Origin of the sequence: Acinetobacter johnsonii, from assembly GCF_048551975.1 — a bacterium.
Taxonomy (GTDB): domain Bacteria; phylum Pseudomonadota; class Gammaproteobacteria; order Pseudomonadales; family Moraxellaceae; genus Acinetobacter; species Acinetobacter johnsonii_A.
In genome coordinates, this window is sequence record NZ_JBIMCF010000024.1 from 1 (window position 1) to 17938 (window position 17938).

A 17938-nucleotide genomic window follows, 5' to 3' on the forward strand; every position below is an offset into this window, starting at 1 on the left:
ATATCAAACCGTCCGCTAACGAAATTGCAAAAGTGCATATTCTAAAAGCGGACATTTTTACTTTGGAGAAACCGGACATTTCTATTTTGGAGTTACAATTACGTTTCGTATAAGCTCTATTATGTTAAATAAACTCAATTACTGTCATCAAAAGTGGCATTAATTCTGTCTACAGTCCATTTTACTGTAGTGTTATCTAAGTAAAAAAAATCTCTATTTAAAATATAATCTTCAAAAATTAAGCCATTACTATCTAGCTTTCCTTCTTTTAAATGTCCAATAATTTCATATCTTAGACTATTATCTATTTGCTTAACTTGATGGGGACAATTCACTTCTTCAATAATGTAATCATCAAGAATAGTAGCTTCTAAAGCTATAAGGTAATTTTTTTTGAGATCAATAAATGAGGGTATTGAAGAACTAAATACCTCTAGAATTTCATTACGAATCTTAATTTTTAGAATAAATTCGAGATCCTCATTACATTCTATGATTTGAGCTATATATTTCACTTTAATTAAGATTTTCTAAAATTAACATAATACGCCTTATACGAAATGCGTTATAATTATCTATAGAAATCAATGCTGTAGTTTCTAGTTTATAGCCCAATCGCCACCGAATGGGCTTTTTTTATGATTTTTCACGTTCCACGATTGTTATTTAATCAAAGTTTCACGACTTTGTTCATATCAGTTAAACAATCGTGGTTAATCATAGGGTCTAAAAAAACGGCTCCAAAAGCCCCTTTTCTCCGGTTCCTGTTCAACCTGCTCCGGCACGGGAATACGCTTATAAATACTTTGTCGATTCATCCCATAAAGTTGTGATAACTCAATAACAGATAGTGCTTTCATTATGTAACCCAAGTAAAAATCTGTATGCTTGTAGACAATAATTAATCATGTAACGTTACATCAGTATTTTAACGATAGCCAACTTTTTCAAGATAAGTATGTAATTCTTGAAACTTAGTAGGATCTTGAAGCATTTCAGCAATTCTTATTGCAAACTGTTGATAGCTTTCAGTGCCCTGAGAGTATTTCCCAATTTCAGGTAATTCCGAAAGCTTGTTAGCAAATAAGTGGCGTTGAGCATCTGTTATTCTGGAAAAAATATCTAATGTATTGGGATCTTTCTTACGTTCTATTGCTTTGTTCTGATTTCTTTTTTGTTTGAAGCTAAAAGAGAACCCAGAAATAGAGCGACCTTCTTTATGCTGTTCAACTTTAACGATGATATCTGTATGTTCATTTATTTGTTTGACTGCTGATTCAAGTACACGTCGTTTAAATGTATCTAGTCTTGGGTAATCATCTGAAGTTAAGCCAAGCTTCGAACGAAAGTCAGAAACTTCAAATATAGGAGTGTTACCGACTTCACGCCATGCTATAAGCAACTCATAGAGTCGAATGGCATATTTTCCTGTTAATTGGGTAACTTGTTTTAACTGATAACTTGTAAATTGTTTTTCTAAACGTGTAATTAAAGGGACTACATCCATTGTAAAAGTAACCTCTAAGGTTGCAGCATCATCAATATAAGAAATATTTTGAACCCATCGAGAAATTACTTTCTTTGATTTTCCTGTTTTTTCATCAATTGTTTGGTAGCTAAACTGTCTACCAAAAAGATTAGTAACTGCTGTTTTTAGGGCTTTGTAGGCGGCATGCTTACTAACATTAAATCTGCTCATATAGTCACTGGCATGGATCCGTAACCTAGTGTTTGAATCAATCCCTGTTTTTGTTTCTCTTGCTTGTAAGATAGCCAGTAGAATTAACCGTTGTTCTACGGTATCTAAATTATAACTCGCATTAATTAAAGCATTATCTTTTACTATTAATTCACTGGTAGGCATTTGCTACACCTTTATTATACGTGGTGTTATTACACCATCATTAATCAGTGGTGTAAATAGGTGACTTTTTGGTGTGGTATATCTCTTGTATATACTATAAATAAAGGCTTACAGCAGATCTAAAAGCGTTTAAAAACTTAAAAATTATTAAAAGCCTTAGGAGGGAAAATTGCCCTTGGTTTTCGCTACGCTCAAACTCTATTGAATCTCGCTTTCGCTCGATTCGTGGGGCAATTTTTTAGATCATCCGGTTGTGACTTTGAGAAAAAGCAAAGGCAAGAGCAAAAGCAACTCGGAATTCGCTTCGCTCATAAAGCTTTTTTACTCGCTACGCTCAATCTAGGCTCAATTTTCTGCATGTGATTTACGCTTATTTAGGCTTCACAGCCTAAAAAGCTGTTTTTCAGAGAGTCGAGGTGCGAATTTTGTTGCTTCGCTCGTAGACACTCGCTCTATTCATCCCGATTAGGATAAAAATAGCCTCTATTTGGCGCTCATTTGCGTTTTTTGACCTGATTACTCATTTCAATAGTGGATTCTATGTCTTAAGTAAAAATGTGGCTGAAATCGCGTGTAAGAGCGTTTTAACTTGGGTTTTATTTTTGATCTGTAGGCTAGAGTTTGCGGTTATAGATTTTTCTCTTAGAAACACAATAGCCAGGATCTCTTTTGGCCAAGCACTATCTTTACTGTCAGTTCAGTCAATGAAATGGATTGGGAGCCGGTACATACCGGCAATTTTTGGTTCACACACCACGCATCTAAAGATAAAAGCTCAAAATCCACGATTTATAAAGGGTGCAGACGATTAATTATGATGAAGAATCTGATACCAAAAAATAGAAAGAAAAGTAGTTAAATTATTGGTTTATATATAAATTTAATGATACCGCTTATGATACCAACAAAAGGCACTTTTTACACCTTAAACTATTGTTTAATAAATAGTTTTTTTGGTATCACTTGTATTGTTGGAATGATACCAACATTAGCTATTTTAATATTAATTATCAATATCTTAAGTGGTATCAAAATATTTTTATAATAAATGAGTAATGATTTTGTCACTTTTACCAGTCGTTTGGATATGAAAAGTGGCAAATGAATTGGCTATTTATGTGCTCTAAAAATGAGTTCTCAAAAAACGGTCATATTTGTAATAAATATATGTTTTTTAAAAATTATAGTGAGAACTCACCATAGTTCTCAACTATGAGGCTAAATACCACTCAAACTATTGAAAAATAAATAAAATATATGAGTTCTCAAATTATTTTCGACAAAAGTTCTCAAAATTACCAATTTTTAATATTAAGTGTATGAAATTTATTTGAAAATAGTGAGTTCTCACTAGGAATTTTTAATTATGAGCGAATTTGTTGTTAATTCGGCCAATCTTGTTTCTTTTCCTCAGCCTTGTATCTTATGTGAATCAAGGGGAAATGTTCAAAAAATTGCAGGATTGATGCTCTGCGAAAGCTGTCAGAATAATATCCGGTTCACGAATCCTGGCATGTTTGCTTCCAATGATCAGATCGAACAAAAAGCCCAGGACTAACCTGGGCTGTGTATAAGAGGTTTATGTTAAATAAATCTGAATTCTGATTCAGAAGATACAATATAAAAAAGCGCATATCTATAATCCGCTCTAAGAAATTTAATTTACCGAAAAAATTACCTGTTGGTGGAGGTTTAGATTGGGATGTTGTTATCGTAGATGCAACAGAAATAGTCGTACAACGTCCTAAAAAAACAGAAGAAAAGCTATAGCGGCAAGCAAAAGGCCCATACGTTTAAAGTACAAGCGATCATTCACTATAAAACACAGCAAATCCTAAGTTTATGTATGTGCAAAGGTGCAGTACACGACTTTGAATTATTTAAAAGAAATCAGCATTTAATTCCAAAAGAATCATTTGTATTAGCGGATAAAGGTTATCAAGGGATCTATGCGATTTATGAAAAAAGTTTAATACCAATAAAAGCAAAACGAGGATGTAAATTAGATCCTGTATTAAAACAACACAACCGTGAAATCAATAAAAGAAGAATAGGAATTGAGCATGTATTTGGTGTACTCAAGACCTTCAAAATACTTTCAGAGCGCTATCGAAATAGAGGGAAAAGGCTCGGTTTAAGATTCAATTTAATTGCTGGAATTTACAACTTAGAATTGAATGAAAAATGAGTTATGAAAGAGATCTATTAATTCATTATTAATACACAATTTTGAATTATATTATATGTTATCTTTAATTTATATTTTAAATAAAATGTTAAAATTTATACTTCTAGTTAGTTCAAGTGTACTTTTAACTGCATGTATCGTTGTTGAATCTCCTGTACCAGTAGTTGTAAATAAAGAAATAACTACTACTATAGATAACCCATCGATACCTGCTCTTAATAGTTTAAGAACATTGCAAATTCGTACTCATGATAATCGTTGTGTCGAATTGAGCCCCTTCAATCAAAAAGAACTTTTGGCATCACGTTGTCAAAGTACGTCCCATCAAAAATTTAATTACAATCAAGATAAAAGCATAACTGTGCAAGGAAAATGCTTAGACGTATCTGGAGCAAATAAAAATGATGGCGCTCAGGTTATTGCATATCAGTGTAATAACCAAGCCAATCAAAAATGGTTTTTTGATGGTTATCGTATTCGTAGTCAAGATAGTGGTAAATGTCTAGATATTTATAATGGAAAAATGAAGATGTATACCTGTAGTAATAATCGTGGCCAGCAGTTCACTATTATTCCGTCACCCTAAGGAAGATTACCTAAAAAAAGCCCTCAAAGTGATCTGACCCCAAAAAGCTGGACAAGATATTAAGAGACTTTTAAGGACTGAATTCTGTACTGTACAGGACTCAGTCCTTTTAATTTAACCTTGATTCTTTCATGGTTGTAATAGTGTATATATTCTTTCACCTTTTGTTCCAGCCCATCAACTGATTTAAATTGCTCTCCATGGAAGCACTCTGATTTTATAATTCCAAAGAAGCTTTCCATTGCTGCATTATCTAGGCAATTACCTTTACGTGACATACTTTGAATTAGGCCTTGCTGGTTAACTTGTTGTTGATAGAGAAACATTTGATATTGCCAGCCCTGATCAGAATGTAAAATTAGGGTATCGTTTGGTTTATGTTTACTGAGAGCATCCTGTAGCATCATACTGATTATCGAAAAGGTTGGTCTGTGCTGAGTTTGGAATATTAAATAGGTCCATAATCGGTGAAAGATAAAGTTTATCACTCTGAACATTAAACTCAGTCACATCAGTAACCCACTTCTGATTAGGTTTATCTGCCTTGAATTGTCGCTGTAATATATTGTTAGCAATTTTACCAATCTCACCTTTATAGGAACGATATTTCACAGCTCTAATCCGCGATTTAAGCTTCATAGATTGCATAAGACGCTGTACACACTTATGGTTCACAACCAAACCTGTGTTTCTTAATACGGTACAACAAAATAGATTCTTTTTCTTTAGGAGTGTAGGTTCTTCTGGAGGTTCTAAGACCATCTAAACCATGTAATTTATATAAGTTAGCCCGATTTCTTACATGACTTTCATCAATACCGAAACGTGCTCCAGTTCTTTTTTGTCCATCAGAAGTAGATATAAAATGCTGTACTACTTCCAACTTGAACTCTAGTGTTCTTCTTTGTCTTGACATAAAAATGCACCCTTCAAATCAGACTGTGTGTCCAATTTTTTGGGTGCAGATTAATTTTTGAGGGCTTTTGAGTTGTCTTGGAGACCATTAAAACTAAATTATTTTAGAAACGGTAACCTACACCAATGTTAAATCCGTTTAACTTAGCGCTTTCTCCATTAAATTTAACCTTCGTACCTTCATAACCTACATGTACAGATACATTTTGCACAGGATTAACAGCTACGCCCACACCATATGCAAATGATGTTTTAGTAATGCTTTCTGAATAGCTGTAACTTCCATCAAATTCACGTTCACTGTAATCGCCCTTAACATTAGCAAATCCTGCCAAAGCATATGCACTTACATACTCATTAAAGCGGTATGCTGGACCAGCTAAAAGTGAAAAAGATTTAACTTCAGCTTTTTCTTCGCCAAAACCATAATTAGATTTGTCATCACCAGATACATATGATGTTGAAACCACCACGCCTACAGGAGATTCGCTTTCAAAGCGATATTGTGCATTCACACCTTTTAAATCTTTAAAGTCTTCCGCTTTTGTTTGCGCATAGCCAACAGAAACTGTATGTTGAGCCGCAACAGCATTAATAGACATACCTAGTGCGCAAGTAAAAATAGCGCCACGAATAATATTTTGAATCATCTTACACCTTTTTATAGATTATTAGTCATTCTTAACTTGAATAACTATTAAGTGGATAAATCCACTGCAACTATTATGTCATTATGAGTATAAAAAGGGTATTGTAAAAGACCAAATAATTTACCTTTTAGGTGTTTAGTCCCAGATTTTAATGGTGCAAGATTCTCAGATAAATGGAAGGAAGCACTATGGGACAAGTTCTACACAGCAGCGCCACAACGACACAGGCAGTGCGTCGAGCAATACAAAATAGTCAAGAGAGCTTAAGAACGCTAGCCAAGCGTTACGGCATCAATCAAAAGACCGTCGCAAAATGGAAGAAACGTACTTCAGTAGATGATCTTACAACCGGCCCAAAGAATCCTCGCTCAAGCGTGTTATCGCCTGAAGATGAGGTGGCAATTGTTGCTTTTCGAAAACGCACTTTGTTGCCGTTAGACGATTGCCTTTATGCATTGCAGCCGAGTATTCTTTATCTGACACGCTCGTCGTTACACCGCTGCTTGCAGCGGCATGGTATTTCACGACTGCCTGAGGTACAAGGTGATCGCCCTGTCAGGAAGCGCTTCAAGAGCTACCCCATTGGTTACTTTCATATCGACATCGCTGAGATGCAAACAGCACAGGGTAAGCTTTATCTCTTCGTTGCCATTGATCGCACTTCCAAGTTTGCGTTCACTGAATTGCATACCAAAGCCAGTAAGATGGCAGCCGCGGAGTTCATGCGCAATCTGGTTAAGGCTGTGCCCTATAGAATCCATACGGTGCTAACAGATAACGGCATCCAGTTCACGAACCGCACCTGTGATCGCTACGCCTCTGAGCACATCTTTGATCGGGTTTGTACTGAATGTGGCATTGAACATCGTCTTACCAAGGTTAAGCATCCATGGACCAATGGACAGGTCGAGAGGATGAACCGAACGATTAAAGAAGCTACTGTCAAACGGTTCCATTACGACGATCACACTCAGCTATGCATTCACCTTGCTGATTTTATTGCTGCATACAACTTCGGCCGCAGACTCAAAACACTCAGGGGCCTGACTCCCTACGAATTCATCTGCAAACAGTGGACAGATGAACCTGAACTTTTTAAGATTGATCCGATCCATCAAATGCCGGGACTAAACACCTAGTACAATTGTGAATCATTTTCGAATTTTTTAGTTTTGGTTTTCATCATATTAATTAACCGCGGATCGCAGATAAGGTTTTTTCTTTAAAATCATGAAATAAATGTAATTTTTTGACTCATTTGAATTTGATATAGATGAATGCATCGATATTCGCAATGGAAAGAATTGCATTGCCGATTTTGAATGTTAGCCATAAAGAATAAAAGGGATAATTCCAAATAAGTAAGCTTTAAAAATTAGCTATAGAAGACCTTCAGGTGAATAGCCACCGATTTTGTAGACACCTTTTAGTTAGATAAAATGGCTAATTAACGAGGTGCTTATGAGCAGTAAACGATACCCTGAAGAATTCAAAATTGAAGCAGTAAAACAAGTCACTGAGAAAGGTCATAGTGTGGCTGAATTTGTTACACCTCAAGAACAAGAAATTTATTCGATTGATGAATGCTTTTTAGATCTAACTGCTTATGCTTCAAATTATGATCTAACTGCTTATACTCATTTAATTCTGGATCGGCTCTCACGTTGGCTAGGTTTGCCGGCCTGTATTGGAATTGGACGGACTAAAACAGAAGCAAAAATGGCTAATCATATCGCTAAAAAGAATAGTTATTTAAAAGGTGTATGTAACCTTGTTTCAATGGACTATTGTTCGATTGAGGGCTTATATCAATCTATAGAAGTTAGTGAAGTATGGGGGATTGGTAGAAAGCATACTAAAAAGCTGAATAGCCTAAGCATTAATACAGTTCTAGATTTCGTCTGTGCTTCCCCCTTAATGATTAGAGATCAATTCTCTGTAGTCATGCACAGAACAATATTAGAATTACAGGGAATCTCTTGCATTGAAATTGAGCAAAGTCCTAAAGCAAAAAAACAAATAATAGCAAGCCGTTCCTTTGGCCAGAAAGTTTATAGCTGTGACGATCTTAAAGAAGCGATTACTCTTTATGTTCAAGATGCCGTAAGCCGTCTAAGAAGTGAAAATTTACTATGTGGCTGTATTATTAGTTTTGTGCAATCTAATCCATTTGATAGTTCTGAGCCTTTTTATAATAAATCTTTGTTTTACGCTTTACCCGATCCATCAGACAATAGTTTATTACTTTCTAAAATTGCTACCTCAATGATTGATCAGCTATACCAGAAGAATATTGGATTTAAAAAATGTGGAGTTATCCTCACTTGTCTTGAACCTAAAACTACTCATATTTATGACCTATTCACGGACATGAATAAGATAGAATCAAGTAATAAGCTTATGGATTCACTCGATGATATACAGAATAAATTTGGTAAGAGAAAAATAGGATTAGGTGCCAGTATGCTACCTGATAGAAATTGGAATATGTCACGTAATAAGCTGTCTCCCAATTACTTTAAATGGGATCAACTTATGAGTGTTAAATAATTAGTCATGACTAAGACAATTTCTTTGCATGTAACTTGCCACCTGGCTAAAAGGAATAACAGGAATTGAAATTAAAATATGCAGCGTTTATAGCTCTTTTAATAGTAGTGTCTGTTATGGCCTTTAAACAGGTTTATAACCCTTACTTTGATCAAGAAAAAGAACTAAAGACTTTTAACTTTAATGGAAAAAAATTAACGGCTCTTTATCTGTATAGGGAACATGATCAAGAAATAGGATTTAAAGAAAATCCTTTATTAAAACCATTAGTTTTCACATGGAAAAAGCCAATTTATACCTGTTTTAATATGGTCAATGTACCTTATGACTTAGATATATTTTTCTTTAATGCAGATAAAGAAATTATTGGATCGGCTGTCATGGAAAAGTTTTCCCAAAAGCAGTATTGCCCTAATGAAAAGATAGTATATGCACTAGAAATTGTGAGAGAGCAATAAATTCTATAGTTTAAATATAGACTTTCTACTACGATTATAAATATTTAATAAAGTGACGAACTATTTTTAGGAAAAAAGATGGCTGTTGATATTAATGATATTGTTTCGATTGGAAAACATCCTTTCTTTAGTGGAGTACCACTAAAAATTTTTGCCAAATATGTAGGTGAAAATTCCGCGCGTCATTATAAAGAGTACTTGAAACAATACGACAAATTGCCAAAAATTCGCCCTAAGCCCTTCCTTCAATTACCGCAGACACCACCTGATGATGTTTTAGTATTAAAGCACAAGGCTTTAGAACGCAAATACCAAGTAGTTATCAATCAATATTCAGAATTATCTCGAATGTTTTATGATACTTACAAACAACTTAAAGATTCCTGTAATTCGATTAACTCACAGATAGAAAATTTTGATAGATATTTATCTCATCATGCACTTAGGCAAGATCAAGTAAAAATTTTTAGTGATGATGAGTTACCTTACCGAATTACAATGGATGAATTAAAGTCCTTCTTGATCTCATATCTAGGATTTGAATCAAATAGTTTGATTGACTACAGGCCGATAGTAGAACAACTAAATATAAAAGGTCACCTAATGAGTATCTCTATTTCAGCATGCGAATATACTAAAGATCTTTATATTGCTAGCTTATTTTTTAATGATGGTTCTCCATTACCCGCAGGTTATGGCCATACTATAGAGGTGTGGGATAGCCGCGATTTAGTTGAATATATCCAACGCTATAAACCAATCCTAAGTATTGAAAATAAATCACAATTCTAGATAAACCTGATCGAAAGATCATTATATGTATCTAGAATTGTAAGAGCAATTCAGTACGATAACTATCTCGTTAGCGTTCTTGTTCCTTCCCTTTGTTCAATCTTTGTTGTGGATCTGGCTTATTAGGTTGAATCTGTGGCTGTGGTTTTTTCACTTCTACCTGTGTCCTTAAATAGTCCACTAGATCAACTGCTAGTTTTCTATCTTGCGGATCTGGTGACTGTGATAGAGCTTTAGTAATTTCCTTGTAATGCGTCAATGCTTCTTTTTCTTGCTGTTTAGCTTTCTGGACACGTTCAGGACTGGCCTTATTTTTACCATATCGCTTAAACGATTTGCCTTGCTCTTTCATTTGTTTAACTGACTGTTTATCACTTCTGTTTTTTTGCAGCCTAGCTATCCGTTTTGTCGCATTCGCTTCAATCCCTCTGGATCTTAGTTTTTCAGCAAAACTTTCTCGCCATTCCTGAAGGTCAGCCTTCCTAATATTTAACCGATCACCTTTTTCAGAAACAGCTTTAACAACAACATGCACATGCGGGTTTTCACTTGGATCTTTTGAAGGGTCATTGGTAAAGGTATGCTGCACCATCATATATTTATGGTCTTTAAAATGTTCCTCTGCAAATTCTTTTGCAGCATCATAAACGCCTTTTTCATCCGTACCTTTCGGCATAGATAACACAATATTAAAAGCCTGCTTATATTTAGACTCTTCATCAGAAATAGGTGTACCTGACATTTGCCAATCTTCAGCAGCATCTTCTATATCATCCTTACCATTAACTTTATTTCCGTCCTGATCAATTCCCTCTAATTGTCCATTCCGAGTGATATATCCCATGTGAGCTTTCACCTTCCCCATAGAATTACCTCCACCAGTAACCTTGACCATTACTTCAGGGGTCTTTTTACTAATTCTATCTAAAGTTGCTTTAACGCTATTTGGAGATGATTTAGGGGCTGATGTAGCTGAATGGCCAGATCCATTTTTAGGCTTAGACAGGTCATTTAAAAAAGTATCTAAACTTTGGGTCTGATTAACACGCCTAACTTTAGATCCATTAAGTAGTTGCTCACCATGAGCAAGCAAGGTGCTTTGCACTTCTCTGGTAGTCTTACTGCTTCCGTTAGCCATTATTCCCACCTCTTTTTATTGCGCTCTAATAGAGTGAAAACATGCCTAACTTGAGCTTTTACTAGCTGATGTACTCGCTCGACAAATTCTCTATCGTAAGATTCATAAATACCCTGATTCATATTCTTAGCCATTTGGTTTAGGTTTCTACCAATCGCCAAAAGCTGACTATTTGATTCGCCAAGTTTAAGAGCTTCTTCCTGGCTAAAGAATATTGAATCTTTTGTGACATTAGCTGTTAAAACCGAAATGATATATTGATTCGGTTTCATGCCGATCTGTGCTGCTTTCTCATTAATGGCTTTCATCAAACTTGGTTTAAGCCGTAATTCTTTGCGTGATGTTTTTTCAAATACATCTATAACGTCTTGCGTTTTTTCTATTTCAGATAACTTTTCCTTGATCATTTTTTTGATCAGGTCGTCTGGATCTACTTCTTCAAACTTAGCTAACTGAAAGATTTTTTCGGCTATGTCCTTTTCCAGATTCAAGGAAAAATCTTGTCCTGAATAATCAGGATCATTTTCTTTTTTATAGGCATTGTCTAAAGCCTTCTGGAAAGGCTCACCTTTCTTGATTCCTTGCTTCTCACACTTAGCTTGCCACCAGTCATAAACGGCATTGCTAACCCTAAATTTTAAAACTTGATCCAAGTTTGATTTCGTCATGATTCCAGTACCTTTATCGAAACTAATATTTTCGATAGCTATTCTGAAAGAATAGTATAACCTTAATTTGTGTCACAAATTAAGTTTTTTAACGGCTGTTGCCTATCCTGCCTTAGATTATATACCTCCATTTTTCCCTCTTTTCTCCTTAGTCATGACTAAGGGTAATCAAGCTAGGTGGTCGGGATAACCCGCCCCAAAAAAAACCTTGCATAAGCAAGGTCTTTTTCCATTGGTAGGTTTAGGCTTCTTGTAAATACTCGATTTCAAGGCTGCTGCAATCTACAGATACCTCTGTTCCATCTTCGTATTTGATCCATGCAAAACCCAAAGAAGAAGGCTTTTTATTAAGCATCAGGTTCGCTTGTCGGCCGTCATGAATAACAACTAAAAGCGGTTTTTTGATTTTGTCTGGATCTGCTTCTTTAGCTTCTGGCTGCTCTTTCTGGTTCGATTGATCCATCAGTTTTTTAACTTCAGGTTCTTCAGTCGCTTCAGCTTGATCATCCCCATCAAAATTGAAAGATTCATTATCATCAATAATGGCGGTTTGCTCTTGGCTTTCTTGCGCCTGTGGTTCTGATTCTGGATCTGCTTCAGTCGTTTCAGCTTGCTTAGGTTCTTTTAACTTTTTAGATAGAGCCTGTACTCTCGATCTGATAATGTCTTGACCATTCTCTAAAGATTCATCCACCCAAGCGTTTACTTCTTCAGGGAAGGATTCCCAAAGTTTGCGTAAGTCATACAAAGTCTTTGGAGATTTAAAACCTGCATCATAAGCCTTAGATAAGCACTCTGGCATATCTACTAAAGCTAAGTGAGTTGAAATAAAAACAGGATCTTCATTTAACTTCTTAGCGATTACGTTTTTCTTCTCACCTTGCTTAATTTTCTTTTGGATGAAAAGTGCAAGCTCAATAGGTGAATGGTTAAGGCGTTCTTTATTCTCCATGACTTGATCATAATCATCATGATCATTATCAACAAAAGCAGGGATAGTTTCCTTGCCAGCCATCACTGAAGCTCTAAAACGTCTAGCTCCATAATTGATGATCCACTTGCCTTGTTCTGTTGGGTGGGGTTTAACACTAATTGGTGTTTTAACTCCACGAGCCTTGATTGATTCGACCATTTTTTGCATCTGATCTTCTGGAAACTCAACACGCGGCTGATCTGGATCTTCAAGAATATCTGTAAGTGGAATCTGTTTAGGTGTTCCGTCTGCAACTGGTGCAGGATTACCTAGATCAATACCTTCCAAAGCTGATAAATCTAACATTCCTTAAATCTCCATAAACTTGTTAATGCTTTCAAAAACTGTTTTTAATTCAGCCCATGCGGTAAAACCGCTAGTTTTACCCAATTTATTTGTAGGTATGCCTTGCGCTTGCGCTTCAGCGATTGCAGTCGTTTTTTTAACGAAAGCATAGCTACCGTCTGAGTTTTTGATCAGGTACTTTGAAAAATGCTGAACAATAGCTTTTAGGTTGTCTTTCTGGAATGGAGTTGGTTCAACAATATTCGGAAGGATGCCGATTAATTTTAAATTTGGGTTTAGCTTTTGATTAATCGCTTGGATCTGCTTGAGTAATCCACCGATGCCGTCAATAGCTTCCTGATTCAACTGAATTGGACTTAAAACATAGTCACTAACAATTAATGAAGCTACTTGGCGAATGTCGGGATTTGGATTGGTATCAATCAGGCAAACATCAAATAAAGAATCAACTGATTTTAAAAACTTCTGGTAATTGGTGGCAAAGTTGTTATGCAAAGTGCCATTTTTTTCAATAGCTGTTAATTCTGGTGTTGCTTGTACCAAAGTAAAGGCTTCAGGATTTGAAATAGTTTGATCTTCTTTGGTCAGCATGTCGAAAGCAGATACATTAGCTACAGTCACAGCCCCGCCAGTAATCAATGCTTTTGTAGTGTTTTTCTGGTGGTCTAGATCAATGACTAATACACGCAAGCCCAAAGAATTTAAATAGTGTGCATACTGGCAAATGATTGCAGATTTACCCACACCGCCCTTTTGATTTGAAGCAACAACTTTTTTCATATTTCACCTAGTTTAATGGCTTATTAAGGGTCGCCCTATTGCGTCCTTATGCTGTATATTCTAACGTCCACCTGTGGACATTGCAAGCATTTTCTTAGTCATGACTAAGTTTTTTATCATAAAAAAATCCTCCCATAAAGGGAGGACGTAAATTAAAAATCTTCAGGATAACCGATTGTTATGACTGGCTCTCCTTGATCTCCACCATGTACGTGCAATTCTAAAATATGATTTCTCTTGCGACCTGCGCCTGTGATAATCACAGTAAAACGTACCGTACTTGGGCTTAGGTGTGTCTTATATGCTCGGCTCATCCATAATATGTCATGAATAACGCCCTCTAAGTCATTAAGCCATTTTTCATTTTTTACAGCCTTATCAACTACCGTCCAAAGCGCAGAAGTGAAGCAGATAGGATGCTTATAATGTTCTTTTGCAAGTCCATCTAATTTAGAACTAAGAGAATTGATTGCAACTAGAAAACCATCTTCAATGGCTTGCTGACGTGTATAAACTGAAATGTATTGTTCCATGATTTTTAACCTGTTTTATTTCAGGTCGCCCGATGCGTCCTGATAAAAATTATTATATCAGTCCACCTGTGGACATTCAAGCAAAAGATTAGTCATGACTAAGAATAATAAGGCTTGGTTATGACTAAAAATATTGATAAAAAAAAGCCCCCTTTCGGGGACTCATTCATTAAGCGGTTAAAAGTTGTCTTTCTTCTGACATTCTGGTTTTTTTAACTTTCTGGCTGCCGTGTAACTCTCGCATTTGATCTAAGGTCATTCTGCCTCGACCATTTGATTTTTTACCAATGAAAACCCATTTACATTGCACTCGATTCCAGACAAAACCCGCTTCTTTTAATTTGTCTTTGTGCTGCTTAGTATCACCAGAAACCCAAACCCAAACGCCAATAATTTCAATATCTAAACCATCCAGATTAATAATTGCATCAATAGCCTGTTTTACTTTTTTCTCAACTTCAGAGTGTTCTGAACGGCTTGACCAGAAACCACGCCCATTTTCGGAACTATCTTGATACTGATCTTTTGATGCTTCATTAATAATGCGATTTAAAAGCTGTTCATATTCGCTATTAATCTCCTGCATAACTTCGGTTTTACCGCCACGATCAGGATGATTTTTGAAAGCTAGTTTTTTGTATTGAAGTTTTAACTCGTCTAATGATGTAACTGATGAAAAATGTTTCATGTTTAAATACCTGTTTTATTTCAGGTCGCCCGATGCGTCCTGATAAAATCATTATATCAGTCCACCTGTGGACATTCAAGCAAAAAATTAGTCATGACTAATTTTTTAAATGATATAAATCTATAAAAAATAGCTAGTTAAGTATTCTGTCTGGTCTGCTTTTCTAATGCTTATATTTGCGTTTCTTAGGCTGCTGATAGCCTTTCTCCACCTTATGTCTAACTACCCCACATCAAACTCACAAACACGCTAAAATGAGCTTAAAACACACAAGATGAACAATCGTTTTTCCCTTAGTCATGACTAAGAAAGTATAAAAAAATCCCCTTTTCGGGGATCTCTTTTAAATTGGACAAGAATTAAAAATTTTATGGAATGGATCATTCCTATAAGCCGTCACTCTATACGCTTTAAGGCGTTTTTTAGTGTATGGCTCAAAGGTCACTAAAAAGTGTGAGAATAGCCCACCTCCCAACTGTTCAAGCAGCATGAACATTTCAAAGTTAAAACCTCCATACGTGCGGGTAGGGGGAATGATATTAAACATTTCATCATATTCAGTTAGTGAAATTTCAATCGGTTCTAAATAGTTATTCTCTTTCTGAAAGAAATCTTTTTCAGTCATAACTGAAGCAGCAGCAAAGCTTTCTCTATAACTGTTTTGTAATTCTAGTATTAATTGACCTACATTCTTTTTAGTAAGACAGCAAACATATTGATCATTAAGATTGTCTAAGTAACCAAAAAAATGGACTGATTCAACTTCAGATTTCTTTAATGTATATACTAAAACTAAATCCTGATTCATAACTAAATACCTGTTTTATTTCAGGTCGCCCGATGCGTCCTGATAAAAATCATTATATCAGTCCACCTGTGGACATTCAAGCAAAAACTTAGTCATGACTAAGAAATAAAACAATGTTTAGTTAATCCCTAGAAGGTAGATCAGAGCAAAGTGTCTACTTTGCGAACTGGCGCAATCAGTTAAATTTTCCCTTCCCTGATTACCGTTGCAAGGGGCAAGTGAAGCCGACAAAATCTGTGATTTTGTCGAGCTGACCGCAGCAACGCAACTGCTCCCATTTGTTCCAGTAGCGGGATATACAAAGCTATCTCGCAGGGTAGCGACCAGATAGCATAAAGATTTAAAAAAATAGAGGTTAATAAGAAATAAACTTAATACTTAAACAACAGTTAAATTAAATTTTATTGGAAAATATAACATTGACCACAGCAAGGTGGCCAGTTCCCACATAACATTAAGTTATTGTTTTTATTAGATAGACACTTTTTTAAAATTGGCAAAATATTCCACTTAGGCTAAACGTATATATTTAGTCATGACTAAGGTATTAACTGGCTAATTATTAAATTTTACTATTTGGATGCGAACAGAAAAGATACTTTTTATATAGATTAATAAGAATTTTTGAAGGTTTTAAATTGAACCACCATATTGTCTTAAATTAGCGAAGTCTGTTTAAGACAATATGGTGGGTATGCTTTTTAGATATTAATCCTGATCGTCCTTCTTATCATTATTGCTATTAGTGATAATCCCTCGTTTTGCCTGTAACCAGAAGTAATAATCCATATCTATCGGCTTATGAGCATTAAGCTTATCTAACTTTTCAGTTAATAGAGTTCTCATAATTACCTTAGAAGTATCCTCGTCTAAATTACCTAAGAAATATCCGTAATCATTTAAAAATTCTTTGCAATTTACTAAGGTGCTGATTTGTTTTGGTGATACCTTTACTGGTGGTTTGAAATGCTTAATACGATCAGGTGCTTTAAAGTGTGATCCACCATCATTAAATGGAATTGCAGCAGCCAGATAGCCCTTTTTCATTTTATCTATAAATTTGATGTGTCCTTGCTCTTTATATTCAGTTTTCAAGTTAAAAATGAACTTAATAGCAACTACTTCCTTTCCGTTTTTTACGTTCTCAAAACTGACATTAATATTGCTAAGTTCGTTAATTTCATCCTGAGCCACATTCAAAACACGGCTTTTAAAATTGGCCAACTCTTTATATTTATCCTCACATTCAAGCATCCATCTTAATTCTTCCAGATCAATAGTGACCTCTGATGTACGCCACATATAGCTCATTAAGATCCGATACAAACGAAGGGAATAGCTCGAATTAAATAAGATAATATGCTTCAGTTCATGGCTACTAAATGACTTAGTTTTTTCATCTACTTTCTTAACTAGATCATAGAAATACTCAAAAAATTCTTTTGCGAATCTAACCTTAATACATTTAGTTGCTTTGTCATAATGGCAATAAGTCATCATCGGAACTTTAGCAGGTTCGTCAGATTCCCCATCTTTAACCAACATAGTTGGGTTATCAAATTTTGTATAAATACGTTTTAAAGCAGTTTCAGCATTTCGCTGAATTTCACGTTTATCTGTTGCAGTAAGCACTTCCTTTCTAGCCATTGGGGAGGTCAATTCTCCAAAGTTTTCGCTGCTCACATAAATGAAGTCGTCATGAGTAATTGAGGTCTTATTTTTAAGCTCATTCTTTCTCACGATGATCATTGCACAGTACATAAGCTTCTCAAGATTGAGATCAATGCTATATCTGGCAGTAGGAAAATCATTGCGGGTCACAACTAAATCGGTCAATTTTGCCCTTGTATTAGATTGTGTATAGTCCTCTAAGCCTTGTGAGCCAATAATTGTCTGCATTTTTTTGTAAATCCGTTATTCCATTTGAAATCATTATAACTATACAGGTATATTTATCAAGTATAGTTATTAATTAATTTTATAAGATATTGTTTTTAAAATATATATTTATTAAAAATCAGTAAAATTACTTTATAACCCT

General features: G+C 35.2%; 18 protein-coding genes and 4 pseudogenes. 7 read left to right on the forward strand and 15 right to left on the reverse strand.

Going from position 1 to position 17938, the window contains the following annotated elements:
• Positions 1 to 134: 134 nt before the first annotated feature.
• The 4 genes and pseudogenes from ACG9ZB_RS14100 to repM form a co-directional block, all read right to left on the reverse strand.
• Positions 135 to 515 carry a hypothetical protein gene (locus ACG9ZB_RS14100; protein ID WP_151829633.1) on the reverse strand — a complete coding sequence of 127 codons (381 nt, stop codon included), beginning with the start codon at positions 513 to 515 and terminating at the stop codon, positions 135 to 137.
• A gap of 198 nt (positions 516 to 713) precedes the next feature.
• Positions 714 to 797 (reverse strand): annotated as a pseudogene (locus tag ACG9ZB_RS14105) (DNA-binding protein); the annotation flags it as partial.
• Positions 789 to 860 (reverse strand): annotated as a pseudogene (locus tag ACG9ZB_RS14110) (DNA-binding protein); the annotation flags it as partial. The pseudogenes ACG9ZB_RS14110 and ACG9ZB_RS14105, both read right to left, overlap by 9 nt.
• A gap of 68 nt (positions 861 to 928) precedes the next feature.
• Complete coding sequence (repM, locus tag ACG9ZB_RS14115) at positions 929 to 1864, reverse strand: replication initiation protein RepM (RefSeq protein ID WP_419326402.1); 936 nt, start codon at positions 1862 to 1864, stop codon at positions 929 to 931.
• 1366 nt (positions 1865 to 3230) lie between these two features.
• Between repM and ACG9ZB_RS14120 the strand changes: the two genes are divergently transcribed.
• The 3 genes and pseudogenes from ACG9ZB_RS14120 to ACG9ZB_RS14130 all read left to right on the forward strand — a co-directional run bounded on the left by ACG9ZB_RS14120 (position 3231) and on the right by ACG9ZB_RS14130 (position 4638).
• A complete protein-coding gene (locus tag ACG9ZB_RS14120; RefSeq protein ID WP_114237925.1) occupies positions 3231 to 3422 on the forward strand; it encodes a hypothetical protein in 192 nt (63 codons plus the stop codon).
• Between the two features lie 246 nt (positions 3423 to 3668).
• A pseudogene (locus tag ACG9ZB_RS14125) lies at positions 3669 to 4052 on the forward strand (transposase); the annotation flags it as partial.
• Between the two features lie 55 nt (positions 4053 to 4107).
• Positions 4108 to 4638, forward strand: coding sequence for a ricin-type beta-trefoil lectin domain protein (locus ACG9ZB_RS14130; RefSeq protein WP_228253108.1), 531 nt, complete (start codon positions 4108 to 4110; stop codon positions 4636 to 4638).
• Positions 4639 to 4697: 59 nt separating this feature from the next.
• On the opposite strand, the pseudogene ACG9ZB_RS14135 reads toward ACG9ZB_RS14130, so the two are convergent.
• From ACG9ZB_RS14135 to ACG9ZB_RS14145, 3 genes and pseudogenes are all read right to left on the reverse strand, one after another.
• Positions 4698 to 5334 (reverse strand): annotated as a pseudogene (locus ACG9ZB_RS14135) (IS3 family transposase); the annotation flags it as partial.
• Complete coding sequence (locus ACG9ZB_RS14140) at positions 5303 to 5554, reverse strand: helix-turn-helix domain-containing protein (protein WP_107681057.1); 252 nt, start codon at positions 5552 to 5554, stop codon at positions 5303 to 5305. The gene ACG9ZB_RS14140 and the pseudogene ACG9ZB_RS14135, both read right to left, overlap by 32 nt.
• Positions 5555 to 5657: 103 nt before the next feature.
• The gene (locus ACG9ZB_RS14145; protein WP_419326404.1) at positions 5658 to 6203 is read right to left on the reverse strand and encodes an Ail/Lom family outer membrane beta-barrel protein; all 546 of its coding nucleotides are present in this window, start codon (positions 6201 to 6203) and stop codon (positions 5658 to 5660) included.
• 188 nt (positions 6204 to 6391) lie between these two features.
• On the opposite strand from ACG9ZB_RS14145, the gene ACG9ZB_RS14150 reads away from it, so the two are divergent.
• The 4 genes from ACG9ZB_RS14150 (at position 6392) to ACG9ZB_RS14165 (ending at position 10003) form a co-directional block, all read left to right on the forward strand.
• Entirely contained in the window at positions 6392 to 7342 is a 951-nt protein-coding gene (locus ACG9ZB_RS14150) for an IS481 family transposase (protein ID WP_419326405.1), read from the forward strand.
• Between the two features lie 322 nt (positions 7343 to 7664).
• Complete coding sequence (locus ACG9ZB_RS14155) at positions 7665 to 8753, forward strand: DUF4113 domain-containing protein (RefSeq protein ID WP_419326406.1); 1089 nt, start codon at positions 7665 to 7667, stop codon at positions 8751 to 8753.
• Between the two features lie 116 nt (positions 8754 to 8869).
• Positions 8870 to 9211 carry a DUF192 domain-containing protein gene (locus ACG9ZB_RS14160; RefSeq protein ID WP_419272462.1) on the forward strand — a complete coding sequence of 114 codons (342 nt, stop codon included), beginning with the start codon at positions 8870 to 8872 and terminating at the stop codon, positions 9209 to 9211.
• A gap of 78 nt (positions 9212 to 9289) precedes the next feature.
• A complete protein-coding gene (locus ACG9ZB_RS14165; protein WP_005253322.1) occupies positions 9290 to 10003 on the forward strand; it encodes a hypothetical protein in 714 nt (237 codons plus the stop codon).
• A 70-nt stretch (positions 10004 to 10073) separates the two neighbouring features.
• On the opposite strand, the gene ACG9ZB_RS14170 is transcribed toward ACG9ZB_RS14165, so the two are convergent.
• From ACG9ZB_RS14170 to ACG9ZB_RS14205, 8 genes are all read right to left on the reverse strand, one after another.
• A complete protein-coding gene (locus ACG9ZB_RS14170; RefSeq protein WP_419326408.1) occupies positions 10074 to 11141 on the reverse strand; it encodes a relaxase/mobilization nuclease domain-containing protein in 1068 nt (355 codons plus the stop codon).
• Complete coding sequence (locus tag ACG9ZB_RS14175; protein ID WP_034129470.1) at positions 11141 to 11809, reverse strand: plasmid mobilization relaxosome protein MobC; 669 nt, start codon at positions 11807 to 11809, stop codon at positions 11141 to 11143. Before ACG9ZB_RS14175 ends, ACG9ZB_RS14170 begins: the two co-directional genes overlap by 1 nt.
• A gap of 241 nt (positions 11810 to 12050) precedes the next feature.
• Positions 12051 to 13088, reverse strand: coding sequence for a ParB/RepB/Spo0J family partition protein (locus ACG9ZB_RS14180; protein WP_034129469.1), 1038 nt, complete (start codon positions 13086 to 13088; stop codon positions 12051 to 12053).
• A 3-nt stretch (positions 13089 to 13091) separates the two neighbouring features.
• Positions 13092 to 13868, reverse strand: coding sequence for a ParA family protein (locus ACG9ZB_RS14185; RefSeq protein ID WP_015060288.1), 777 nt, complete (start codon positions 13866 to 13868; stop codon positions 13092 to 13094).
• 152 nt (positions 13869 to 14020) lie between these two features.
• Positions 14021 to 14401, reverse strand: coding sequence for a DUF6573 family protein (locus ACG9ZB_RS14190; RefSeq protein WP_419326409.1), 381 nt, complete (start codon positions 14399 to 14401; stop codon positions 14021 to 14023).
• Positions 14402 to 14570: 169 nt separating this feature from the next.
• Positions 14571 to 15089 (reverse strand): molecular chaperone DnaJ, encoded by a 519-nt coding sequence (locus tag ACG9ZB_RS14195; protein WP_034129465.1) that lies wholly within the window; start codon positions 15087 to 15089, stop codon positions 14571 to 14573.
• 343 nt (positions 15090 to 15432) lie between these two features.
• Positions 15433 to 15897, reverse strand: a complete 465-nt coding sequence (locus ACG9ZB_RS14200) for a hypothetical protein (protein WP_419326411.1) — start codon at positions 15895 to 15897, stop codon at positions 15433 to 15435.
• Positions 15898 to 16605: 708 nt separating this feature from the next.
• Complete coding sequence (locus tag ACG9ZB_RS14205; RefSeq protein ID WP_419326413.1) at positions 16606 to 17796, reverse strand: replication initiation protein; 1191 nt, start codon at positions 17794 to 17796, stop codon at positions 16606 to 16608.
• Between the last annotated feature and the right edge of the window lie 142 nt (positions 17797 to 17938).

What these genes read in the sequence shown, in the direction of transcription:
- ACG9ZB_RS14145 (WP_419326404.1), bottom strand. Translation starts at nt 6,203, where the DNA reads ATGATTCAAAATATTATTCGTGGCGCTATTTTTACTTGCGCACTAGGT.
- ACG9ZB_RS14180 (WP_034129469.1), bottom strand. Translation starts at nt 13,088, where the DNA reads ATGTTAGATTTATCAGCTTTGGAAGGTATTGATCTAGGTAATCCTGCA.
- ACG9ZB_RS14130 (WP_228253108.1), top strand. Translation starts at nt 4,108, where the DNA reads ATGTTATCTTTAATTTATATTTTAAATAAAATGTTAAAATTTATACTT.
- ACG9ZB_RS14200 (WP_419326411.1), bottom strand. Translation starts at nt 15,897, where the DNA reads ATGAATCAGGATTTAGTTTTAGTATATACATTAAAGAAATCTGAAGTT.
- ACG9ZB_RS14160 (WP_419272462.1), top strand. Translation starts at nt 8,870, where the DNA reads ATGGCCTTTAAACAGGTTTATAACCCTTACTTTGATCAAGAAAAAGAA.
- ACG9ZB_RS14150 (WP_419326405.1), top strand. Translation starts at nt 6,392, where the DNA reads ATGGGACAAGTTCTACACAGCAGCGCCACAACGACACAGGCAGTGCGT.
- ACG9ZB_RS14165 (WP_005253322.1), top strand. Translation starts at nt 9,290, where the DNA reads ATGGCTGTTGATATTAATGATATTGTTTCGATTGGAAAACATCCTTTC.
- ACG9ZB_RS14140 (WP_107681057.1), bottom strand. Translation starts at nt 5,554, where the DNA reads ATGTCAAGACAAAGAAGAACACTAGAGTTCAAGTTGGAAGTAGTACAG.
- ACG9ZB_RS14190 (WP_419326409.1), bottom strand. Translation starts at nt 14,401, where the DNA reads ATGGAACAATACATTTCAGTTTATACACGTCAGCAAGCCATTGAAGAT.
- ACG9ZB_RS14155 (WP_419326406.1), top strand. Translation starts at nt 7,665, where the DNA reads ATGAGCAGTAAACGATACCCTGAAGAATTCAAAATTGAAGCAGTAAAA.
- ACG9ZB_RS14185 (WP_015060288.1), bottom strand. Translation starts at nt 13,868, where the DNA reads ATGAAAAAAGTTGTTGCTTCAAATCAAAAGGGCGGTGTGGGTAAATCT.
- ACG9ZB_RS14175 (WP_034129470.1), bottom strand. Translation starts at nt 11,809, where the DNA reads ATGACGAAATCAAACTTGGATCAAGTTTTAAAATTTAGGGTTAGCAAT.
- repM (WP_419326402.1), bottom strand. Translation starts at nt 1,864, where the DNA reads ATGCCTACCAGTGAATTAATAGTAAAAGATAATGCTTTAATTAATGCG.
- ACG9ZB_RS14205 (WP_419326413.1), bottom strand. Translation starts at nt 17,796, where the DNA reads ATGCAGACAATTATTGGCTCACAAGGCTTAGAGGACTATACACAATCT.
- ACG9ZB_RS14170 (WP_419326408.1), bottom strand. Translation starts at nt 11,141, where the DNA reads ATGGCTAACGGAAGCAGTAAGACTACCAGAGAAGTGCAAAGCACCTTG.
- ACG9ZB_RS14120 (WP_114237925.1), top strand. Translation starts at nt 3,231, where the DNA reads ATGAGCGAATTTGTTGTTAATTCGGCCAATCTTGTTTCTTTTCCTCAG.
- ACG9ZB_RS14195 (WP_034129465.1), bottom strand. Translation starts at nt 15,089, where the DNA reads ATGAAACATTTTTCATCAGTTACATCATTAGACGAGTTAAAACTTCAA.